The 20,506-nt window shown below is 67.8% G+C and carries 22 protein-coding genes; 10 read left to right on the forward strand and 12 right to left on the reverse strand.

Features of this window, described 5'->3' with window-relative positions:
- Nucleotides 1-46 precede the first annotated feature (46 nt).
- The 4 genes from VJT49_RS27440 to dnaN form a co-directional block, all read right to left on the reverse strand.
- Complete coding sequence (locus VJT49_RS27440) at nucleotides 47-541, reverse strand: DciA family protein (RefSeq protein ID WP_324167875.1); 495 nt, start codon at nucleotides 539-541, stop codon at nucleotides 47-49.
- A gap of 247 nt (nucleotides 542-788) precedes the next feature.
- Nucleotides 789-1,946, reverse strand: a complete 1,158-nt coding sequence (gene recF / locus VJT49_RS27445; protein WP_324167820.1) for a DNA replication/repair protein RecF — start codon at nucleotides 1,944-1,946, stop codon at nucleotides 789-791.
- A 3-nt stretch (nucleotides 1,947-1,949) separates the two neighbouring features.
- Nucleotides 1,950-2,840, reverse strand: a complete 891-nt coding sequence (gene gnd / locus VJT49_RS27450) for a phosphogluconate dehydrogenase (NAD(+)-dependent, decarboxylating) (RefSeq protein WP_324167821.1) — start codon at nucleotides 2,838-2,840, stop codon at nucleotides 1,950-1,952.
- A 57-nt stretch (nucleotides 2,841-2,897) separates the two neighbouring features.
- A complete protein-coding gene (dnaN, locus tag VJT49_RS27455; RefSeq protein WP_324167822.1) occupies nucleotides 2,898-4,031 on the reverse strand; it encodes a DNA polymerase III subunit beta in 1,134 nt (377 codons plus the stop codon).
- 1,235 nt (nucleotides 4,032-5,266) lie between these two features.
- Here dnaN and VJT49_RS35480 point away from each other — a divergent pair.
- A complete protein-coding gene (locus VJT49_RS35480) occupies nucleotides 5,267-5,425 on the forward strand; it encodes a hypothetical protein (protein WP_414636101.1) in 159 nt (52 codons plus the stop codon).
- Nucleotides 5,426-5,484: 59 nt separating this feature from the next.
- Here the strand turns inward: VJT49_RS35480 and dnaA are convergent, their stop codons facing one another.
- On the reverse strand, nucleotides 5,485-7,080 hold the full coding sequence (dnaA, locus tag VJT49_RS27465) for a chromosomal replication initiator protein DnaA (protein ID WP_324167823.1): 1,596 nt from the start codon (nucleotides 7,078-7,080) through the stop codon (nucleotides 5,485-5,487).
- A 512-nt stretch (nucleotides 7,081-7,592) separates the two neighbouring features.
- Here dnaA and rpmH point away from each other — a divergent pair.
- The 8 genes from rpmH (at nucleotide 7,593) to VJT49_RS27505 (ending at nucleotide 12,861) form a co-directional block, all read left to right on the forward strand.
- Nucleotides 7,593-7,736 (forward strand): 50S ribosomal protein L34, encoded by a 144-nt coding sequence (gene rpmH / locus VJT49_RS27470; protein ID WP_324167824.1) that lies wholly within the window; start codon nucleotides 7,593-7,595, stop codon nucleotides 7,734-7,736.
- A gap of 24 nt (nucleotides 7,737-7,760) precedes the next feature.
- Complete coding sequence (rnpA, locus tag VJT49_RS27475) at nucleotides 7,761-8,153, forward strand: ribonuclease P protein component (RefSeq protein WP_324167825.1); 393 nt, start codon at nucleotides 7,761-7,763, stop codon at nucleotides 8,151-8,153.
- Complete coding sequence (yidD, locus tag VJT49_RS27480) at nucleotides 8,150-8,455, forward strand: membrane protein insertion efficiency factor YidD (RefSeq protein WP_324167826.1); 306 nt, start codon at nucleotides 8,150-8,152, stop codon at nucleotides 8,453-8,455. Before rnpA ends, yidD begins: the two co-directional genes overlap by 4 nt.
- A 4-nt stretch (nucleotides 8,456-8,459) precedes the next feature.
- Nucleotides 8,460-9,542 (forward strand): membrane protein insertase YidC, encoded by a 1,083-nt coding sequence (gene yidC / locus VJT49_RS27485; protein ID WP_324167827.1) that lies wholly within the window; start codon nucleotides 8,460-8,462, stop codon nucleotides 9,540-9,542.
- 30 nt (nucleotides 9,543-9,572) lie between these two features.
- Nucleotides 9,573-10,118 carry a protein jag gene (locus tag VJT49_RS27490; RefSeq protein WP_324167828.1) on the forward strand — a complete coding sequence of 182 codons (546 nt, stop codon included), beginning with the start codon at nucleotides 9,573-9,575 and terminating at the stop codon, nucleotides 10,116-10,118.
- Between the two features lie 165 nt (nucleotides 10,119-10,283).
- Nucleotides 10,284-10,970: a 16S rRNA (guanine(527)-N(7))-methyltransferase RsmG gene (gene rsmG, locus VJT49_RS27495; RefSeq protein WP_414636102.1), complete on the forward strand. Its 687-nt coding sequence runs from the start codon at nucleotides 10,284-10,286 to the stop codon at nucleotides 10,968-10,970.
- A complete protein-coding gene (locus tag VJT49_RS27500) occupies nucleotides 10,967-11,869 on the forward strand; it encodes a ParA family protein (RefSeq protein WP_324167829.1) in 903 nt (300 codons plus the stop codon). Before rsmG ends, VJT49_RS27500 begins: the two co-directional genes overlap by 4 nt.
- Complete coding sequence (locus VJT49_RS27505) at nucleotides 11,866-12,861, forward strand: ParB/RepB/Spo0J family partition protein (protein WP_324167830.1); 996 nt, start codon at nucleotides 11,866-11,868, stop codon at nucleotides 12,859-12,861. Before VJT49_RS27500 ends, VJT49_RS27505 begins: the two co-directional genes overlap by 4 nt.
- 84 nt (nucleotides 12,862-12,945) lie before the next feature.
- Here VJT49_RS27505 and VJT49_RS27510 read toward each other — a convergent pair whose 3' ends face one another.
- Complete coding sequence (locus tag VJT49_RS27510) at nucleotides 12,946-13,896, reverse strand: D-alanine--D-alanine ligase (RefSeq protein WP_324167831.1); 951 nt, start codon at nucleotides 13,894-13,896, stop codon at nucleotides 12,946-12,948.
- A 34-nt stretch (nucleotides 13,897-13,930) separates the two neighbouring features.
- Entirely contained in the window at nucleotides 13,931-15,244 is a 1,314-nt protein-coding gene (locus tag VJT49_RS27515) for a PLP-dependent aminotransferase family protein (protein WP_324167832.1), read from the reverse strand.
- Nucleotides 15,245-15,428: 184 nt separating this feature from the next.
- On the opposite strand from VJT49_RS27515, the gene VJT49_RS27520 reads away from it, so the two are divergent.
- Entirely contained in the window at nucleotides 15,429-16,076 is a 648-nt protein-coding gene (locus VJT49_RS27520) for a GNAT family N-acetyltransferase (RefSeq protein WP_324167833.1), read from the forward strand.
- A 168-nt stretch (nucleotides 16,077-16,244) separates the two neighbouring features.
- Here VJT49_RS27520 and VJT49_RS27525 read toward each other — a convergent pair whose 3' ends face one another.
- From VJT49_RS27525 to sigM, 5 genes are all read right to left on the reverse strand, one after another.
- Entirely contained in the window at nucleotides 16,245-17,390 is a 1,146-nt protein-coding gene (locus tag VJT49_RS27525; RefSeq protein WP_324167834.1) for an N-acetylmuramoyl-L-alanine amidase, read from the reverse strand.
- Nucleotides 17,391-17,605: 215 nt separating this feature from the next.
- A complete protein-coding gene (gene trxA / locus VJT49_RS27530) occupies nucleotides 17,606-17,929 on the reverse strand; it encodes a thioredoxin (protein WP_324167835.1) in 324 nt (107 codons plus the stop codon).
- A gap of 37 nt (nucleotides 17,930-17,966) precedes the next feature.
- Entirely contained in the window at nucleotides 17,967-18,965 is a 999-nt protein-coding gene (trxB, locus tag VJT49_RS27535; RefSeq protein WP_324167836.1) for a thioredoxin-disulfide reductase, read from the reverse strand.
- A gap of 89 nt (nucleotides 18,966-19,054) precedes the next feature.
- Nucleotides 19,055-19,834, reverse strand: coding sequence for a hypothetical protein (locus tag VJT49_RS27540; protein ID WP_324167837.1), 780 nt, complete (start codon nucleotides 19,832-19,834; stop codon nucleotides 19,055-19,057).
- Nucleotides 19,831-20,457 carry an RNA polymerase sigma factor SigM gene (gene sigM / locus VJT49_RS27545; RefSeq protein WP_324167838.1) on the reverse strand — a complete coding sequence of 209 codons (627 nt, stop codon included), beginning with the start codon at nucleotides 20,455-20,457 and terminating at the stop codon, nucleotides 19,831-19,833. Before sigM ends, VJT49_RS27540 begins: the two co-directional genes overlap by 4 nt.
- Nucleotides 20,458-20,506: the final 49 nt, after the last annotated feature.

Below are 20,506 nucleotides of genomic sequence, written 5' to 3' on the forward strand. Positions count from 1 at the left end.
TCTGCGTCATCCCGAGGCATCAGGGCGCTTTCGCGGGTCTGGGTACCTAGCCGTAGGTGTCCCGGGGCCCGCGTCCCGGAATGTGCCGCGTACCCTTTCGCCAGCTCGGTGCCGCCGGCCCGTGGATACGCATCCGCCTCACGACCCCGTGCCCGACCCCCGCGGCGATCTTGGTCAGCAGTTGTCCCTGGAGTAACCGAAGCTGGGTGGCCCACGCGGTGGAGCTCGCCTGGACCGTCAGCTCCCCGTCCTTGAGCGCGACCGGCTGGGCGTGCTCGGCGACCTCCTCGCCGACCAGCCGTGCCCACTGGCCGAACACCCGGCCGCCGTTGAGCCGGTCCGCCCAGCCGCGCTCGTTCGCCATCCGGGACATGAGGCGGCCCAGTGGCTGTGGATCACGCGGGTCCGAGCCAGGGCCGGACCACCTCCGGCGACGCGGGTTCTGGCCGAATTCCCCGGCCTTCCCCGGTTTGCGGACACCGGGCTCGGCACCCCTGGCCTCCGCTTTCGCGCGAACGGCGGCCAGCGCGGCACGGGCCAGATCGCGTCCTGTAGCTTGTTGCTCGTTCGGCCCAGCAGGCGGCTCACTCTGAGTCGCTGAAGATGTCTCGCCCGTGAGACGATGCCCGGCATGTGACCCCACAGGTCCCCCGTTCGGCCGCTTGATCACCGGCCGCGATAACCCGTCCACCGTGTTATCCACACTATCCACAGGTTTGTCCCCAGATCGGTGGGTAACTTCTGTGGCGCCCGTCACCAGGCGTAGAGGAAGACCCAGTGGCTCTTCGTCAGACATGTCTGACCTCCCCGTTCGACACGGCGAACCTTGTCCCGGACAGTTCTTCGGGCACGTCCTCGTCCACCGCGGCCGTCACCAGCACCTGTTCGGCCGCCGAGGCGACCTCGGCAAGCCGGGACCGCCGGCGCTTGTCCAGTTCGGCGAACACGTCGTCGAGCAGGAGCACCGGTTCCCCGGCCTCGCTTCGCAGCAATTCATACGAGCCGAGCCGCAAAGCGAGCGCGAAGGACCACGATTCGCCGTGACTGGCGTATCCCTTCGCGGGCGTCTCACCGAGGATCAGCTCCAGCTCGTCACGATGCGGGCCGACCAGGCTGACACCTCGTTCAAGCTCGGCCTGCCTGGCCGCGGCCAAGGCGTCGACCAGGATAGCCGCCAACTTGTCCGCGTCGGCCCGTTCTCCCTCCGGCGTGCCGTATCCCGCCGGCAGCGCCTCGCCGAGGCTCGACCGGTACGCGACCTTCGCGGGCCACGAGTCCGGCGCTACTCCCGCATAGGCCGCGGCCACGTGTGGCGCCAGGTCGGCGACGAGGTCGAGCCGGGCGGCGAGCAGTTGGGAACCCGCGGCCGCCAAGTGGCTGTCCCACACTTCGAGCGTCGACAGGGCGTAGGGATCCTGTGCCGTCTGTCCTTTCCTTTTCCCCCCCGTTTTGAGCAAAGCGTTGCGCTGACGCAAAACCCGTTCGTAATCCGAGCGCACTCCCGCGTACCGAGGTGCGCGCAACACGAGCAGTTCGTCGAGGAACCGCCTGCGCTCGCCGGGATCGCCACGGACCAGCGTCAAGTCCTCAGGTGAGAACAGCACCGTACGCAGGATGCCGAGGATGTCGCGCGGTTTGCCGACCGCGCCCCGGTTGACCCGCGCCCGGTTCGCCTTGCCCGGTGTGATCTCCAGTTCGATGGTCAGCTCGCGGTCGTCGTTGACGACGGCGGCGCGAACCAGCGCCCGCTCGCAGCCGTGCCGCACCAGGGGGGCGTCGGTGGCGACCCGGTGCGACGAGAGCGTGGCGAGGTAGCCGATCGCCTCCAGCAGGTTGGTCTTCCCCCGGCCGTTGGGGCCGACCAGCACCGTGGGCCCCGGTGTCAACGGCAGGTCGGCGTGCTCCCACGACCGGAAGTCGGTGACCTGAAGGTGACGGAGGTACAAGACCTACTGGCCGGCCTTCTTGACGGCGTGCCCCCCGAACTGGTTGCGCAGTGCGGCGACGGCCCGCATCGCGGCGGAGTCCTTCTGACGCGAGGAGAACCGGGCGAACAGCGCGGCGGAGATCACCGGCGCGGGCACCGCGTTGTTGATCGCTTCCTCCAGCGTCCACCGGCCCTCGCCGGAGTCCTCCACGTAACCCTCGAGGTCGTCGAGCTCGGGGTCGTCGTCCAGCGCGCGGACCAGCAGGTCGAGCAGCCAGGACCGCACCACCGTGCCGCGCTGCCAGCCCTTGATCACGGCGGGCACATCCTTGACGACCTTCGCGGCTTCGAGCAGTTCGAAGCCCTCGGCGAATGCCTGCATGAGGCCGTACTCGATGCCGTTGTGCACCATCTTCGCGTAGTGACCGGCACCGACCGAGCCCGCGTGCGAGAACCCTTCCTCCCGCGGCCCCTCCGGACGCAGCGCGTCGAAAATCGGCATGGCGCGCTCGACGTCCTCCGCCGGGCCGCCGACCATCAGGCCGTAACCGTTCTCCTTACCCCACACGCCACCGGACACCCCGCAGTCGAGGTAGGAAATCTTGCTCGCCGCGAGCACCTCGGCGTTGTGTTTGTCGTCGGTGTACTTGGAGTTGCCGCCGTCGATCACCAGGTCGCCCTCGGAGAGCAGCTCACCGATCTCGGCGATGGTCTCCCGCGTGGGGTTGCCCGCCGGCACCATGACCCACACGATCCGGGGAGCGGAGAGTTTGGAGACCAAGTCGGCGAGCGAGCTCGAGTCGCTGACAGCCTCGTTGCGGTCGTAACCGACCACCTCGTGCCCCGCGGCGCGGAGCCGCTCCCGCATGTTGAAGCCCATCCTGCCGAGGCCGACCAGTCCCAGTTGAACCATGGAATTCCCCTTTTTCGCTTCTCGCTCTGCCCTACGGTGTGCCCCGTGCGGGGACGCTCAGCCAGGTAGGCGGACCGGCATCAGCAGATAGAGGTAACCCGGGATGACCTCGCCCTGCTCGTCCGCCGGTTTGATCAGCGCTGGCCGGCTGGGCGTGGTGAAGGTGAGCTCGGCCCGCTCCGCGTGCAGCGCGCCGAGGCCGTCCACCAGGTATCCCGGGTTGAACGCGATCGTCACCGGCTCACCCTCGTAGTCCACCCGCAGCTCTTCCTCGGCACTGCCCTCGTCGTCGCCGCCGGCGGAAAGCCGCAGCGTGCCGTCGGCGAACTCCAGCCTCACCTGGGTACCCCGCTCGGCGACCAGCGACACTCGCTTGATCGCGTCGGACAGCGGCCCGACCGAGACCACCGCGCGTGACGCGTGTTGTGCGGGGAGCAACTGGCGATACGGGGGGAATTCGGCGTCGAGAAGTCGCGTGGTGGTGAAGCGGCCGGACCCGGACAGTCCGAGCAGGCCTTCGCCGCTGGCCAATCCGACCGACACCTTGCCGCCGCCGGCGCCGAGTGACTTGGCCGCCTCGGCAAGCGTTCGGGCGGGCACCAGCACGGCGGCATCGGCCAGTCCCTCGGCGGGTTCCCAGGCGAACTCGCGCATCGCCAGCCGGAACCGGTCGGTGGCCACCAGGGTCAGCGAGCGGCCGGAGATCTCCAGCCGCATGCCGGTGAGCATCGGCAGCGTGTCGTCCTTACCCGCGGCCACCGCGACCTGCGTCACCGCCTGGCCGAACGCGTCGCCGGCCACCTCACCGGCGAACGCGGGCTGGGCCGGCAGCTGGGGATAGTCCTCGACGGGCATGGTCGGCAGGCTGAACCGGGCATTGCCACAGTTGATCGACGCGCGGGCGCCGTCCACCGCGATCTCGACCGGCTGGGCGGGCAGCGACTTGGTGATGTCGGCGAGGAGCCTGCCGGACACCAGCAGGCGGCCGCCGTCGGCGATCGTCGCGGGGACACCGACCGTGGCCGAGACTTCGTAGTCGAACCCGGAGACGGTCAGTGCGTCGGTGGCGCCGTCGGAACCGGCATCGAGCAAAACACCACCGAGCACCGGCACCGGAGGCCTGGACGGCAGACTTCTGGCCACCCACGCGACGGCGTCGGCCAGCCCGTCGCGCTCGACGCGGATCTTCATGTGCTCATCCCTTCGACAGCCGAGCCCCAGCTCGTGAAGATCGAAATCGCCCTGGATGGCACGCGAGAGGCGCGGACCAGGGATCTCGTAGGTGTGTGGCCCGGCGCCGGTGTCGCCAACGGCGTGCGGGCTGCGGTGCGGATACCAACGTTAGAACGTGGCGCCGTCGGCCGTCACTCGGGGCATCCCATCGACATGTCGACAAGTCGCTCGACCTCGGTGATCCATCCCCAAGTCCACAGCCGCCTGTTTTCCGTTAGGAACATCTCTTGGGAAAAACAAAGGCAGTAACAGTAATAGGGGCTGTGGGTTGTGTGGACAGCCGCTGTCGTCGCAGGTCCGACCGCGCGGCGGGATGTGGACATCTCATGGTGACAGCGGTGGATGGTTGGGCCCGGCCCGTGGACAGTTTTCGGCTCCCCACAATTCGTCCACATCCATCCCCAGTTGTCCACACGATCATCCCCAAGTTGTGGGCCAAGTTGTCCTCAGACGCGGTTGACCATGAGTGCGCCCGATCGAGCGACCGGAGACGTACTGTCGCCGTTTTGTCGTAACGGGGATCACATCCCTACGCGACTGCACGGCGTCCGCGACGATCACGTAACCAATGCCGCACCATGCCGCGAAAGACAATTGCTCGCCGAGGACTACGGCGCCCGCGAGACCGGCTACGGCCGCTTCGGGGCTTCCCGGAACTCCGACGACCCGCGGCGACATCCGGCGCGGCGGGCGCGTCGCGACCGTCCACAAAGCACAGCCAACACCTGCGCCGGCGAGCACGACCCAACCCAGATCGCCCGTCGCGAGGTGAAAACCGCGACCGTGAGCGGCCCCGGCAACTGCCGAACCCCAATACCGGCAACACTTCGCGCGGGCCGGTACGCGGCGAGAAGCACGATCGCGGCGAAACCGAGCCGCAGCGCGACAACGTCGCCCGTGCCGGCTTGGCCGAACAGTCGCCTTCCGAAGGACTGGCCCGCCTGCACGCTCACCACGCCGCCGACGCGAGGGTTCAGGAAGCGTCCGCACACGGCCAGTCTCAGCCGGAAGCCAGGTTGCTTCCATCGAGCTTTCGTGCGCCTGACTGTTTGGCCTCGACTACATGATTGATCTGCGACGGTTACGGGTTCTCCGCCTACTGGCCGAGCAGGGCACCGTCACGGCAACGGCACAAGGCCGCCGAGTAAGACTGACACCGGCGGCGGCTCGTACTACTCGACCACGCCGATTCCATGTTCGCGCAATGGGAGCGAGCCCGCGCCGACTTCGAGGCGAGTAAGGGCGGGGATTCGCTGCTACGACTCTGCGGAGTCTCGCCGGTCATCGCGGCATTGCTTTCCCCGCCGCCACACGTCGCCGAAAACCGGTATCCACGGACGACAGCGCAGTGAAGACCACCCGGTGATCGCGCGAGGACTCGCGGCGGTGGAACAAGTGTGCGCGGACCGGCTTACTGGCGGGCCCGCTGTTTGATCCGGGAGGTGAGTTCCTGGACCTGGTCGTAGATCCGTCGCCGCTCGGCCATCTCCTTGCGGATCTTCTTGTCGGCGTGCATCACCGTGGTGTGGTCGCGGCCACCGAAGGTCTGGCCGATCTTGGGCAGCGACATGTCGGTCAGCTCCCGGCACAGATACATCGCGATCTGCCGCGCCGTCGCGAGCGCCTTGGTCTTACCCGGGCCGCACAGGTCGTCGATCGTCACGTCGAAGAACTCGGCGGTGGTCGCCATGATGACCGCGGCACTGATTTCCGGGGCTTGAGAATCGGGCACCAGATCGCGCAACACGATCTCGGCCAGGCCGACGTCCACCGGCTGCTGGTTCAGTGACGCGAACGCCGTGACCCGGATGAGCGCGCCCTCCAGCTCGCGGATGTTCGCCTCGACCCGTGAAGCGATGAACTCCAGGACGTCGCCGGGCACCGCCAGCCGGTCCTGAGCCGCCTTCTTCCGCAGGATCGCGATCCGGGTCTCCAGCTCGGGCGGCTGGATGTCGGTGATCAGGCCCCACTCGAACCGCGTGCGCAGCCGGTCTTCCAGTGTTTCCAGTCGCTTCGGTGGGCGGTCGGAGGAGACCACGATCTGCTTGTTCGCGTTGTGCAGCGTGTTGAAGGTGTGGAAGAACTCCTCCTGGGTGCCTTCCTTGCCTTCGAGGAACTGGATGTCGTCGACGAGCAGGATGTCGATGTCGCGGTAGCGGCGCTGGAAGGCGACCTTGCGGTCATCGCGCAGCGAGTTGATGAAGTCGTTCGTGAACTCTTCGGTCGACACGTACCGCACCCGCATGCCCGGAAAGAGCCGCTGGGCGTAGTGCCCGACCGCGTGCAGCAGGTGGGTCTTGCCCAGACCGGACTCGCCCCAGATGAACAACGGGTTGTACGCGCGCGACGGTGCTTCGGCGACGGCGAACGCGGCGGCGTGCGCGAAGCGGTTGGACGCGCCGGTGACGAACGTGTCGAAGTTGTACTTCTCGTTCAGCCTTGTCTTGGAGGTCTGTGGCTGGGCCGGTGCCGTGTAGGGCTGGCCGGCCGCGGGCTGACCGGAGAACATCGGCCAGATCTCGTGGGCCGCGGCCAGGGCGTCGCCTTCTTCGTCGACTTCCTCTTCGCCGTCCTCTTCCGGAACCGGCGGTTTCACGGGCTCGGCGGCCTGTGCGAGCGCGTGCCGCATCGGCGGCATCAGTCCGTTGTCCAGCGACGGCATCTTGGGCGGCAGTTCGGCCGGACGGCGTTCCACCCTGGCGGGCGCGGGTGCATACGACGGCGGACCTGGCGGCATGCCGACCTCGGCGGTGTCGACCTTGACCGCCAGTGAGATGGGCCGGCCGAGGCGGCGGGACAGCGCGCGGGTGATGGGTTCGCGGAGCGCCCGCTCGATGGCTTCCTTGGCGAAGTCGCTCGGCGCGGCGAGCAGCGCGGTGCCGTCGAGTAGCCCGATGGGGCGGGTGACCCGCATCCAGGCCCGCTGTTGCGGCGAGAGCGTGCCGTCCGACAGTTCGCGGACCACCTGGTCCCAGACGACACCGAGATTCACCTGGTGCTCGGACACCGCCTTTGCTCCCCTCCCCTCGACGCCCGGGACGAATCACCCTCACCGGTTGCGGTGCCACTCCATGGAGTGGTCACGCTGCGCAGCAAGTATCCACAGAGTTGTCCACAACTGTGCACTAATGTACGGCGACCCTCAGGGACTCCTCCTGCGGGTGCAACCTACGCCAGTCAGAGCCTCCACACCTGCCGACGGCAGCGCCTAGCCCCTCAAACGTGTGACAGGTTGTCTTCTCCAGGGCCGGAGGGGACACGCTAACAAGCCTTGGGCCGTCCCACAAGACGCCTGCGCGGCAAGGATTCCATGCTCCCGAACCGGCCTGCATACGGGTCCTCGGTAGCGACAAGCGGGGGGCGGTTACGCCTGCCGCCGAGCGAGTGCGTACCCTCGTAGGGTCTCCCGCTGGCAGTGGGCATCTTCGTGTGTCCACACTTCGCGTGGCGTGCGGGTGGACACCAAGACCTCATGGCGGCCCGGTGCCGCCGGGTACGTCGAGACCAGGAGAAGCAGTCGTGAGCAAGGGTAAGCGCACCTACCAGCCGAACAACCGCCGCCGCGCCCGGACCCACGGATTCCGGCTGCGCATGCGCACCCGTGCCGGCCGGGCCATCCTGGCGGCTCGTCGTCGCAAGGGCCGCGCCAAGCTGTCGGCCTGATAGCGCCATTCCACCAGGCGCGCCGTGCTGCCCCCCGCCGCCCGCCTGCGGCGCAGCGAGGACTTCCGCGAAGTGATGCGGCGGGGAGCGCGCGCCGGCCGGCGGCGTCTCGTCGTGCACGCGGTGAAGCCCACCGACCTGTCCGCGCACAGCGCCAACCTCTCGGCGCCGACCGTGCGGGCAGGTTTTGTGGTGAGCAAGTCCGTCGGTAATTCGGTCGTCCGGCACCGCGTCAGCCGACGCCTGCGGCATCTGGTCGCGGCGCGGCTCGGAACCCTGCCCGACGGCGCTACGTTGGTGGTAAGGGCGCTTCCGCCCGCGTCCACCGCGTCCAGCGCCGAACTCGGTGCCGATCTCGATGGAGCACTGAAGCGGTTGAGCCTGCTCCCGAATCCTGACGAGGGGCCCGCGCTGTGAACGACTCCACGAGTGTGATCGACGAAGTCTCCCGGCCCGGGCCGGTCGCCTGGCTCCTGCTCCAGCCGCTCAAGTTCTATCGCAGGTTCATTTCTCCCTACCTCCCGCCCAGCTGCCGCTTCTATCCGAGCTGCAGCACCTACGCGGTTGAGGCCCTGACCCGGTTCGGTGCCGCGCGAGGTTCCTACCTCGCCGCGCGCCGGCTGCTGCGCTGCGGTCCGTGGACCCCGCCCGGCCGCGATCCGGTGCCTGAGACCTTCTCCTGGCGCCACACCAGACCTGGCATGTCAACCGAGGAGTAGCTCAGTGCTCGACTTCATCTACTACCCCGTGTCCTTCATCCTGTGGTGTTGGCACAAAGTCTTCGGGTTCGTCCTGGGCGAGAACAATGCCATCGCCTGGATCCTCGCGATCATGTTCCTGACGTTCACGGTCCGCGGCATCATGTTCAAGCCGTTCGTGAACCAGGTCCGGTCGATGAAGAAGATGCAGGAGTTCGCGCCGGAACTGAAGAAGGTCCAGAAGAAGTACGCGAACGACAAGCAGCGGCAAGCGATGGAGATGCAGAAACTCCAGCGCGAACACGGCGTGAACCCGCTGGGCAGCTGCCTGCCGATGCTCCTGCAGATCCCGGTGTTCATCGGCCTGAACTGGGTGCTCCGCGCGTTCTCGATCCACCCCGCGGGCGGCGGCCCGAAGACCGAGAACTACTTCTTCAACCAGCAGGGCGTGGAGTCCTACGTCAACGCCAAGCTGTTCGGGGTCAACATCGGCGACGCGATTTACCACGCGAGCGTGCTCGGTGGTCAGGGCGGTGCCGTGAACTGGCATGTCGCACCGGTCGCGATTCCGCTGATGATTCTCGCGAGCGTCCTGACCCACCTCACGGCCCGGCATTCGGCGGCCCGGCAGGACCCGGCCTCGGCCACCCAGCAGACCGCGATGATGCAGAAGCTGACGATGTACATCTTCCCGCTGGGTGTGCTCGTCTTCGGCGCGTTCTTCCCGATCGGTCTGCTGGTCTACTGGCTGTCCAACAACGGCTGGACGCTGATGCAGCAGCGCCTCGTCTACAACAAGATCGACAAGGAAGAAGAGGCGAAGAAGGCCGAGGCCAAGGAGAAGCGTGACGCGCTCGCGCCCCGCCCGGGTGCCAAGCCGAAGCCAGGCCAGAAGCCGGTCCAGCAGCAGAAGAAGACCGACCAGCCTGACTCCCCCACCGACGAGAAGCCGTCGTCGAACGGCAAGGGGAGCACGAAGGCTGGTTCGCCGCACAAGTTCGCCCGGCAGCCCGCCCGCCCGCAGAACGGCACGGCGCAGCAGCGGAAGAAGCAAGGGTCGGGCGGCAAGAACTCAGGACAGAAGGGCTCGGGGCAGAAGCGTCGCTGACGCTCCCCGGGCTGGGAGAGGAGAAGAGGTATGTCGGAGACGGTCGAGGCGATCGAAACCGTGCGGGATGAGGACGTGTCCGTGAACGGCGCGGAGGCCGGTGTTTCCTCGACGGCCGAGCTGCTCGTGCGCGAGGGCGACATCGCCGGGGACTACCTGGAGCGCCTGCTGGACCTGCTGGACTACGACGGCGACATCGATCTGGATGTGGAGGCCGGCCGCGCGGTCGTCAGCATCGACGGCGGTGAGGATCTGGAGAAGCTGGTTGGGGGTCGCGGGCAGGTACTGGAGGCGCTGCAGGAGTTGACCCGGCTCGCGGTGCAGCAGGAGACCGGCACCCGGAGCCGGCTGATGCTGGACATCGCCGGCTGGCGAGCTGGGCGTCGCGAAGAACTCCGTGAACTTGGCCGGACGACGGCGGAGGCTGTGCTGTCGACTGGCGAGAAGGTTCGCCTGCAGCCGATGAGCCCGTTCGAGCGCAAGGTGGTGCACGACGCTGTCGCTGCCGTTGACGGGGTGCACAGCGAGAGCGAGGGCGAGGAGCCCAAGCGTCGGGTCGTGGTGATCCCCGACTGACAAGGCGATTTCCCGACGGCCCACCGGTTCCGGTGGGCCGTTCTTTTTTGCACGGGTCATCGTTTCACGTGAAACGGTGCACAGGATCGCGTGGCGTACCGACGTCCGGGGAGGCGTCAGGGACAATCGGTTTCACGTGAAACAAGACGGAGAAGGGGGTGACGAGTGGAAGACGTCGATGGCTCGGTTCCGGTGCCCGAGATCGCTGGGCCGGTGTTCGGTGATGGCTTCAAGGACGCCGTCCGGTTCGCCGGTCTGTTGGAGCGGTACGGCGTGGAGCGCGGCCTGATCGGGCCGCGTGAGGTCGAGCGGATCTGGGACCGCCACCTGCTCAACTCGGCTGTCGTGGGCGAGCTGATCCCGGCTGGCGCACGAGTGATAGACGTCGGGTCGGGTGCCGGTCTCCCGGGGATCCCGCTCGCGCTGGCTCGGCCGGACCTGGACGTGATCCTCGTTGAGCCGATGGCGCGGCGGGTCGAATGGCTCACCGAAGTCGTCGAAACGTTGGGCTTGAATCTCACGATTGTCCGCGGGCGGGCCGAGGAGCGAGCCGTCCGGGCTGAGGTCGGCCAGGCCGACGTGGTGACATCCCGGGCTGTCGCGCCGCTCGGCCGATTGACGGACTGGTGTCTACCATTCGTCCGCGAGGATGGCATGATGCTCGCAGTGAAGGGAGCCAGCGCTCGCGACGAGATCGTGCGCGACGCCGCCGCGGTCGCCCGCGCTGGCGGGAGCGCCCCTTCGATCTCCGAGTGTGGGGCCGAGGTGCTGGAAACCCCGACCACGGTCGTGATCGTCAGGCCCGTGTTTCACGTGAAACCGTCAACAAGAAAGAGAGGGCTCGGCAGGTGACTCCGCCTTCGTCAGACTGGACGCCCATCGCCGAAGAGGCCGTGCGAGCGGCGCGCGTTCTGCACCCCGAACCCAACATGCTGCCCAAGCCGGACCATCGCCGCGTGCTGACGGTTGCCAATCAGAAAGGCGGGGTCGGCAAGACCACCAGCGCGGTGAACATCGCCGCTGCCCTCGCCGTCCACGGACTCAAGACGCTCGTAATCGACCTCGACCCACAGGGCAACGCCAGCACGGCGCTCAACGTGGACCATCGCTCGGGCACTCCGTCCGTCTACGAAGTGCTCCTCGGTGAGGTGTCGCTCGCCGACGCGGCCGCGGTCAGCGAGCAGTCCCCCAACCTGCTGTGCGTGCCCGCCACGATCGATCTCGCCGGCGCCGAGATCGAGCTCGTCGAGATGAGCTCGCGCGAGGCGCGGCTCAAGGAAGCGCTGTCCTCCGAAGCGATCGACCAGCTCGGTGTCGACTATGTCTTCATCGACTGCCCACCCTCCCTCGGGCTGCTCACGGTGAACGCGATGGTCGCCGCGCGCGAGGTGCTGATCCCGATCCAGTGCGAGTACTACGCGCTCGAAGGGCTCGGCCAGCTACTCAGCAACATCGATCTCGTCCAGAAACACCTGAATCCCAGCCTGTCGGTGTCCACCATCCTGCTCACCATGTACGACGGTCGCACCAAACTGGCCGACCAGGTGACGGCGGAGGTGCGTGGACACTTCGGCGAGGTCGTGCTGAAGACGGTCATCCCGCGCAACGTGAAGGTCTCGGAAGCCCCCAGCTACGGACAGACGGTGCTGGCCTATGACCCCGGATCGCGCGGCGCGATGAGCTATGTCGACGCGGCGAAGGAGATCGCTGAGCGAGGCAGCACCAACGGATCGAGGAGGGGCACCCTATGACCGAGCGGAGAGGAGGACTCGGCCGGGGCCTGGCCGCGCTGATTCCCACCGGCCCGGCTGCCGACGGTGCCGCCTCGGAAGCTCGCTCGGAAGGGGCCCGCAACGGCGACAAGGACCGGCGCTCGGTCCGTACCGCGGTTAAGGACCACGGCGGTGAAGTGGCCGGTGCCGTCTACCGCGAAGTCCCGATCAGCGCGATCAAGCCCAACCCCAAACAGCCGCGGCAGGTCTTCGACCAGGATGCGCTGGCCGAACTCGAGCATTCGATCCGCGAGTTCGGCCTGATGCAGCCGATCGTCGTCCGCGAACTGCCGGGCAACGAGTACGAACTCGTCATGGGCGAGCGGCGGCTACGCGCGTCGCAGCAGGCCGAGCTGGAGACCATTCCGGCGATCGTGCGGCAGACCGCGGACGAGGCAATGCTCCGCGACGCTCTTCTGGAGAACATCCACCGGGTTCAGTTGAACCCGCTCGAGGAAGCGGCCGCCTATCAGCAGCTACTCGACGAGTTCGAAGTGACGCACGAGGAACTGGCCTCACGGATCGGCCGGAGCCGGCCGGTCATCACCAACACCATCCGGCTGCTGAAGCTTCCCCTCCCCGTTCAGCGACGCGTGGCCGCGGGTGTGCTGTCGGCGGGGCATGCCAGGGCGTTGTTGTCGTTGGATGAGGCCGACGCGCAGGAGGACTTGGCCGCACGGATCGTTGCTGAAGGGCTTTCGGTTCGCGCTACCGAGGAGGCGGTCACGCTCAAGAAGAGCGAGGCGCCGGCGAAGCCCAAGGCTCAGCCGCGTAAGCCGATCCAGGCCCCCGGCTTGCAGGATCTGGCCACCCGGCTCTCGGACACCTTCGACACTCGGGTGAAGGTCGACCTCGGCCGGCGCAAGGGCCGGATCGTCGTCGAGTTCGGATCGGTCGACGATCTGGAGCGGATCGTTGCGATCATGGCGCCGGAAGCGGCAAATCGGACACCTCTGACCGATGAGCAATGACACCAGGTCGTTTCGTCACGGTGATGATATTGGTTGGGCCCGCGCTTTCCCGAGAAAGCGCGGGCCCAACCAATATCCGGCGAGTTACGACGATCGCTGGATCGCCCGTGCGACGAGATCGGTGAAAACGACTCCGAGGTTCGTGCCGGAGCTCTCGATCGCCATCGGCACGGTCGAGGTCTCCGTGAGTCCCGGCGAGGAGTTGACTTCCAGGAACTGGACCGTGCCGTCGTCGGCGACGATCGCGTCGGTGCGTGAGATGTCGCGTAGGCCGAGCAGGCGGTGCGCGGCAACGGCCAGTTCGCCCACCGCCTTGGCGGCGTCTTCGGAAACCCTGGCCGGTGCGAAGAAGTCGGTCAGTCCGGCCGTGTAGCGCGCGGTGTAGTCGTAGACCCCACTCTCGGGCACGATCTCCACGGCGGGCAGCGCCTGCGGTCCACCGTCGCGCTCGACAACGGCAACTGCCACCTCGACGCCGGCCACGAACCGCTCCGCCAGCACGGTGTCCCCGTAGGCGAAGCAGCCGACCATGGCGGCGGGCAACTCGGCTGCGTCCCGCACCACCTGTGTCCCCAGCGCGGAGCCACCCTGATCCGGTTTGAGGATGAGCGGAAGGCCGAGATGCTCGACGATCGCGTCAAGCACGCCCTGGGCACCCAGCTCGCGGAACGTGCTGTGCGGCAAGACGACCCAGCCGGGCGTGGCGAAGCCCGCCTTGGCCAGCAGTGCCTTGGCGGTCGGCTTGTCCCAGGCGCGGCGGCAGCCCTGGGAGCTGGTACCCACGTAGGGCACCCTCAGCATTTCCAGGACGGTCTGCACCGAGCCGTTTTCTCCCTCGCCGCCGTGCAACGCGACGATGGCTGCGTCCGGACGCTCCTCACGCAGCCGGGTGAGCAGGCCCGCGTCGGTGTCCCACTCTTCGACGGTGAGCCCCTGTGCGCGCAACGCGGCGGACAGTCGGCGGCCGGAACGCAGGGAGACGTCGCGTTCGTGCGAAAGCCCGCCTGCCAGAACCGCGACGGTAGGCAGAACCACGCCGGTCCTCTCCTTGCTGGTCGATTTTCTACGGTCAGGCCGTGTCCGGTGACGGGTTCTCCGGCCCGGAGATCGGCCTCATGTTGACGTTACCGAACGTGCGGACAAGGTCCATTTCGGACTCGAGTACCCCGGCCAGCCGCCGCACGCCTTCCTTGATCCGCTCCGGGGTCGGGTAGCAGTAGGACAGCCGCATCTGCCTGCTGCCGAGACCGTCGGCATAGAACCCGGTGCCCGACGCGTAGGCCACGCGCGCGGTGACCGCCCGGGGCAGCATCGCCTTGGTGTCGACGCCTTCCGGAACCGTGACCCACACGTAGAACCCACCGTCGGGGTAGGTCCAGGAACACCCGGCGGGCAGGTACTGTTCCAGCGCCGAGATGATCGCGTCGCGGCGCTCCCGGTAGTTCTCCCGGAACGTCTTGATCTGGCCTTTCCAGTCGTGCGTGCTCAGGTAGCGCGACACGATCAGCTGATTGAGCGTCGGCGGGCACAGTGTCGCCGACTCGGCGGCCAGCACCAGCTTTTCTCGCACCGCATGTGGCGCGAGCACCCAGCCAACCCGCAGGCCGGAGGCGAATGTCTTGGAGAACGAGCCGAGGTAGACCACGTTGTCCGGATCGGTCGACCGCAGCGCCGGGTAGGTTTGGCCGTTGAAGCCGAGCAGGCCGTACGGGTTGTCCTCGACCACGAGCACGCCGTGCGAACGGCAGATTTCCAGGATCTCGGCTCGCCGGGCCACGGCGAGGGTCACTCCGGCCGGGTTGTGGAAGTTCGGGATCGTGTAGAGGAACTTGGCCCGCCTTCCCGCCTTCGCCACGTGATCGAGAGCGGCTCGCAACGCCTCCGGCTGGAGGCCGTCGTCGTCCATCGCGACATGCACGACCTGTGCCTGGTAGGCGGCGAACGACCCGAGCGCACCGACGTAGGAGGGGCCTTCCGCGAGCACGACGTCGCCAGGGTCGCAGAACAGCCGGGTCACCATGTCGAGGCCCATCTGCGAACCCACGGTCACCACGACGTCGTCCGGGTGGGCCGAGATGCCCTCCAGCGCCATGATGTCGCAGATCTGTTCCCGGAGTACCGGAATCCCGTGCGCGGACCCGTACTGCAGCGCTACCAGCCCGTCCTCGGCGATCAGTTCGGCGATCTGGGTGGACAGGGTGTCCAGCGGGAGCGCGGCCAGGTTGGGCATGCCGCCCGCCAGCGACACCACCTCGGGCCGGCTCGCCACCGCGAACAACGCTCGGATCTCCGATGCCGTCATCCCCGCCGTACGCGCGGCGTAGCGGGCGAGATGCGGATCGAGGTTGTGGCGGCCGGTTCTTTCGGGCGGTGAGGCAGTCATGGGCTCTTCGCAAAGGTGTCGGCGGTCAGTCCATCGAGTGTAACCACCGGTCGTTGTGACCTATGCGGCCTTTCGGCACGAGTCACAGCGGCCTATCCTCGGACATGGTCATCCTGGCAGGTGTGATTAATCATGCTCCCGGACGGGTGACCGTGGGTGAATAAGCGCGATCCAGGGAGGTCGGGTGTCGCGTCGCGTCGTGGGCGTCACGCTGGACAACCTGGAGTTGCTGCCGAAGCACTGCCGGCGTTGCGTCTACTGGGAACTGGCGCCCCATCTGGAGGCACAGGCCGAGGAGTTCGGCCAGACGGAGGTCGAGAAGGAGGCCTGGGTCTCCGGCGTGCTGCTGGAGTGGGGTTCCTGCGGCCGGCTGATCTACAGCGACAACCTTCCCGTCGGCTTCGTGCTCTACGCCCCGCCGAACGCGGTGCCGCGCGCCAACGCCTTCCCCACCTCCCCGCCCAGCGCGGACGCGGTCCTGCTGACCGGCTTCCACGTGTTGCCCGAGTTCCGCGGCGGCGGGCTCGGCCGGATGCTGGTGCAGGCGGTCGCGAAAGATCTGACGCGCCGGGGTGTGCGCGCCATAGAGGCGTTCGGCGACGCGAGTCCCAACGAGGCCGAGAGCGACGCGGTCGGGCACACCTGTGTGGTTCCCGCGGACTTTCTCACCGCGGTCGGCTTCAAGACCGTGCGCCCGCACCAGAAGTGGCCCAGGCTTCGCCTGGAGCTGCGTTCGGCGATCTCCTGGAAGGAAGACGTCGAGGCGGCCCTCGAACGCCTCCTCGGCCAGGTCACCATCACGACGGCCGAACCGAGCGCCGTCAGGGCCTGATTATCCACACCCTCTGTGGACAACCTGGTCAAGTTGTCCACAGAGGTGCGTCACGCCAACAGTTCACATACGTCGTCGGCGTCCAGGGCGGGGTCGGCTGGCGCAGGGGCGGGACCATACCCGTCCAGTACCGACACTTCTTGCCCGACATTCCACGGCGGTGGGGAGTTACTCGGCCTTGGCGAGTTCGTGGGCGAGAACGTCCGCGAAGGTGAAGGTGCCGGTGGGCTGGTCGCCCTCGCCGAGCAGGTAGAGGCGCTTGACGGCGACGAGGATGCCTTCCGCCACCACATCGCGGAAAGCCGGATCGGACAGCCACGCGCGATCGTTGGCGTTGGTCAGATAGCCGATCTCGATGCGGACGGCGGGGCATCGGGTGAGCCGCAGGATCTCCCACGTCTTGGCATGGGTCCGGCAGTCCAAAAGACCGGTGCGGGCCGCGAGTTCGCGCTGGATGAAGCCGGCGAGCAACTCGCCGACCGTCGACGTCGTGCCGTAGCCGTTGCCGAAGTGGAAGGTGGCCACGCCCTGGGCATGCGGCGACTGGTTACGGTCACAGTGCAGCGAGAGGAACAGGTCCGCGCTCGCATCGTTGGCGAAGGTCGCCCGCTCGGCCTCGCTCGGGCCCTGGTCGGGGCCGCGCGAGATCAGCGCCTCCATACCGGTGGCCTTCATCCGGCCTTCGAGACGCCGTGCCAGGTCCCAGGCCAGGCCGGCCTCCCGGACGCCGGAAACCACGATACCGTGGTCCACGCCGCCGTGCCCGGGGTCGATCACGATCCGCTTACCGCGCAGCCGTGGGCCCGCCTGCCGGACCTGTTCCTGCTCACGCAGGAACACCGGGCGGCCGCCACGGGCGCGGGGGGACAGCTGGCGTAGGGCGCGCACGGTCGCCGGGCCGCAGATGCCGTCCACGGTCAGACCGTAGTCCCGCTGGAAGTTCCGCAGCGCCTGCTCGGTCTTGGCGCCGAACAGCCCGTCGGGCCGGCCCGCGTCGTAGCCCAGCTCGGTGAGCCGGTCCTGCAGTGCGAACACGTCGTCACCGTGCACCGGCGAGGAAAACAGGTAGGCCAGTGGGCGGCTACCGAGGTGGAAGGTCGCCCCCCTGAGCACCTGATAGGTGGCCGGGCCGACGACCCCGTCGGTGATCAGACCGCGCCGCTGCTGGAAACCCCGGACGGCGCGTTCGACATTGTGGTCGAACAACGTCCGGCCGTCTTGCTCCCCCTCCGTCCTGAGCAGGCCCAATGATCCCAACATCGACCTGATCTCGGCGACGTCTTCCCCGGCGTCACCGCGGCGGAGTACCCGCATGCACTCCTCGCTCTTCGTTGGGCACCGGACGTGGAATCCGGTGCGGCGCAGACAAGTCCCGGGCTCTGGCCCGGCTTCCTATTCTGCCTTGTGAACTCTCCGTTACCACGTGGGCCCGGTCGGTGTGTTCTGGTCACCGAACGCGAGCAGCAAGAAGCCCGGAGAGTCTGGTGGAAAGACGGATACCCTCCGGGCTTCGTTACTACTCTCAGGTCTCAGAGAACATCGGAAAGGTCCGAAAGGAGCGCCGCCTTCGGCTTGGCGCCGACGATCTGCTTCACCGGCTTGCCGCCCTGAAACAGGATCAGGGTCGGGATGGACATGACCTGGTAGTCCCGCGCCGTGCCCGGGTTCTCGTCGATGTCGAGCTTGGCGATGGTCAGCTTGTCCTTGTTCTCCGCGGCGATCTCCTCGAGCACCGGCGCCACCATCTTGCATGGGCCGCACCAGGTCGCCCAGAAGTCGACCAGAACCGGCTTTTCGCTGGTCAGCACGTCATCCGCGAAGCTGGCATCGGTCACCTTGACGGTGTCGGACATGTTCTCTCCTCAGTGTTGTCAGTGTTGTCTCGAGCCTTCACGTTCGCTTGGTCTGTGAGTACCCGCCGCCGACGAGTTCGGGAGCCACTTCGGCGGCCTCCGTGCCGGCGTGCTCGGCCAGCCAGCGTTCCGCGTCGATCGCGGCGGTGCAGCCCGAGCCCGCGGCGGTGATCGCCTGGCGGTAAGTGTGGTCGACCAGGTCGCCGGCCGCGAACACCCCGTCGAGGTTGGTGTAGGAGGTGCGACCCTTCGTGAGCACGTAACCGTGCTCGTCGACCTCCACCTGGTCCCGCGCCAGCCCGCTGCGCGGGTCGTGCCCGATGGCCACGAAGAACCCGGTCACGTCAAGCCGCGATTCCTCGCCGGTCATGGTGTCGTGGAGCTTGACGCCCTCGACCTTGTCCTTGCCGAGCACCTCGATGATCTGCGAGTTGAGCTTCCACCGGATCTTCTCGTTCGCTCGCGCACGCTCCAGCATGATCCTGGAGGCACGGAACTCCTCGCGGCGGTGCACGATCGTCACCGAGCGGGCGAACTTGGTCAGGAAGGTGGCCTCCTCCATCGCCGAGTCACCGCCGCCGATCACGGCGATGTCGTGGTCGCGGAAGAAGAACCCGTCGCAGGTGGCACAGGACGACACGCCGCGCCCGAGCAGCTCCTGCTCACCGGGGACGTTGAGGTACCGGGCGGCGGCGCCCATCGCCAGGATGACGGCCTTGGCCGCGTAGCGGACGCCGTTCGCGGTGACGTACTTGACGTCTCCGACCAGCTCCAGTTGCTCGACGTCCTCGGCACGCAGTTCGGCCCCGAACCGCTCCGCCTGCTTGCGCATCTCCTCCATCAGGTCCGGGCCCTGAATGCCGTCCCGGAAGCCGGGATAGTTCTCCACCTCGGTGGTGGTCATCAGCGCACCACCGAACTGGGACCCCTCGAACACCAGCGGCTCCAGCTGGGCACGCGCCGCGTACACGGCCGCCGTGTAGCCCGCCGGCCCCGATCCCACAATGATCAGGTTGCGAATACCTTCCGCTGCCACCGATGACCTCCGCTCGTCGTGACCTGCGTACCACGGTCAACACGATCGTAGGGTCAGGTGTTCCCAGGGCCGGACCGGTGTGTCGGTGGCTACTTACCAACGACCTTGTCCAGCAGGACACCGGCGTTTCCGGCGCCACAGCCCGGGGCGAACGCGACGAGCCGGAACCGCGCCAGCTGGCCCGTGGTCAACAGGACGAGGACTGCCTGCTGTCCGTCGACGGTCCCCGGCCGCACGCCGATCGGATCGGCGGTCGGCGCGAAACCGGCGGCCCGCAGGCACGCGTCGAGCCTGTCGGCACTGCCCAGCGGGCCGTAGTCCATGGTTCCCGACGACAGCTGCCCCACCGCGGCTTCGGGATGGTCGCTGCGCAGCGCCAGCGGTGCCTGCTGACCAACCTGGGGCGGCGCGGCGGACGAGGGGCCGTCGGAGGACCCCTTCGGCAGTGCGATCGCGACCGCCACCACCGCCGCGGCCGCGACGGCGATCACGCCGGTGATCCATCCGGCCCGCTTGTTGCGGCGACGTCTGGCCGCTTCGATACCGACTACGGGAGCGAGACCGGCACCAGCCGCGGGTTGAGGCGCGAAGGTCGACAGAGCCTGACCGGCTTCCCGCACGAGCGCCGCGTCGATACGGGCGGCGACATCGTCGGGCATCCGCGGGGCGGGCGCCGAAGCCAGCGAGGCGAGGTCGGCCCTGGTCGCTTCGAGAGCATCGATGACCGCGCGCCCTTCCGGGTCGTCTTGCACGCGCGACCAGAGCTGCTCCGCCTGCGTGTCCTCGAGCACCCCCGCGTGCAGTTCGGCGAGCAGGTCGACAGACCACGACGGACCGGCAGCCTCGATCCCCCGACTCTCGTCCGTCATCGTCCCTCCCTCTCGCCCGACGGCGACCGCCGTGAGCGTTTGCTTTCGGAACCTGGGACGTTCGCAATCGCATCGGGGTTCCGCAGATGCCCGAGAACTTTGGCGAGTTTGGCGCGGCCTCGGGCACACCGGCTCTTCACGGTTCCCTCCGCGATGCCGAGCAGCTGGGCCGTCTCGCTCACGGAGTATCCTTCGACGTCGACCAAAACGATCGGCGCCCGTTGATCCTCGGGCAACTTGTCCAGCGCCTCGGCGATGACCAGCCGGGTCTCCCGGTCGGACATCGAATCGCGTGGGGTCGCGGGCTCGTTGAACCCGGTTTCCGGCAGCGGCACGGTCGGCCGCGCCTGCCGGCGGCGGACCCGGTCCAGGCAGGCGTTCACCACGATCCGGTGCAGCCAGGTGGTCACCTGGGACTCGGCGCGGAAGTTACCGGCGGCACGGAATGCCGAGATGAAGGCGTCCTGCAGCGCGTCCGCCGCCTCTTCCGGGTCGCGCAGCGTTCGCAGCGCGACCGCCCACATCCGGTCTCGATGCCGCCGCACGAGTTCACTGAACGCCTGGGGATCTCCGGACGCGTGCCGCGCGATGAGATCTGCGTCTGTCGGTACAGCTGCGGTCACGCGACGGAGCCTACTGATATCTCTCCCCGGCCTGCGCGGGCCTTCGGCT

The organism is Amycolatopsis sp. (assembly GCF_035276945.1).
Classification (GTDB): Bacteria; Actinomycetota; Actinomycetes; order Mycobacteriales; family Pseudonocardiaceae; genus Amycolatopsis_E.

Excerpts from the sequence above, each read along its gene's own strand:
- gnd (WP_324167821.1), bottom strand. The coding sequence starts at position 2,840 with ATGGTTCAACTGGGACTGGTCGGCCTCGGCAGGATGGGCTTCAACATG.
- dnaN (WP_324167822.1), bottom strand. The coding sequence starts at position 4,031 with ATGAAGATCCGCGTCGAGCGCGACGGGCTGGCCGACGCCGTCGCGTGG.
- VJT49_RS35480 (WP_414636101.1), top strand. The coding sequence starts at position 5,267 with ATGTTCGCGCAATGGGAGCGAGCCCGCGCCGACTTCGAGGCGAGTAAG.
- VJT49_RS27490 (WP_324167828.1), top strand. The coding sequence starts at position 9,573 with ATGTCGGAGACGGTCGAGGCGATCGAAACCGTGCGGGATGAGGACGTG.
- VJT49_RS27505 (WP_324167830.1), top strand. The coding sequence starts at position 11,866 with ATGACCGAGCGGAGAGGAGGACTCGGCCGGGGCCTGGCCGCGCTGATT.
- VJT49_RS27515 (WP_324167832.1), bottom strand. The coding sequence starts at position 15,244 with ATGACTGCCTCACCGCCCGAAAGAACCGGCCGCCACAACCTCGATCCG.
- VJT49_RS27525 (WP_324167834.1), bottom strand. The coding sequence starts at position 17,390 with ATGCGGGTACTCCGCCGCGGTGACGCCGGGGAAGACGTCGCCGAGATC.
- trxA (WP_324167835.1), bottom strand. The coding sequence starts at position 17,929 with ATGTCCGACACCGTCAAGGTGACCGATGCCAGCTTCGCGGATGACGTG.
- VJT49_RS27540 (WP_324167837.1), bottom strand. The coding sequence starts at position 19,834 with ATGACGGACGAGAGTCGGGGGATCGAGGCTGCCGGTCCGTCGTGGTCT.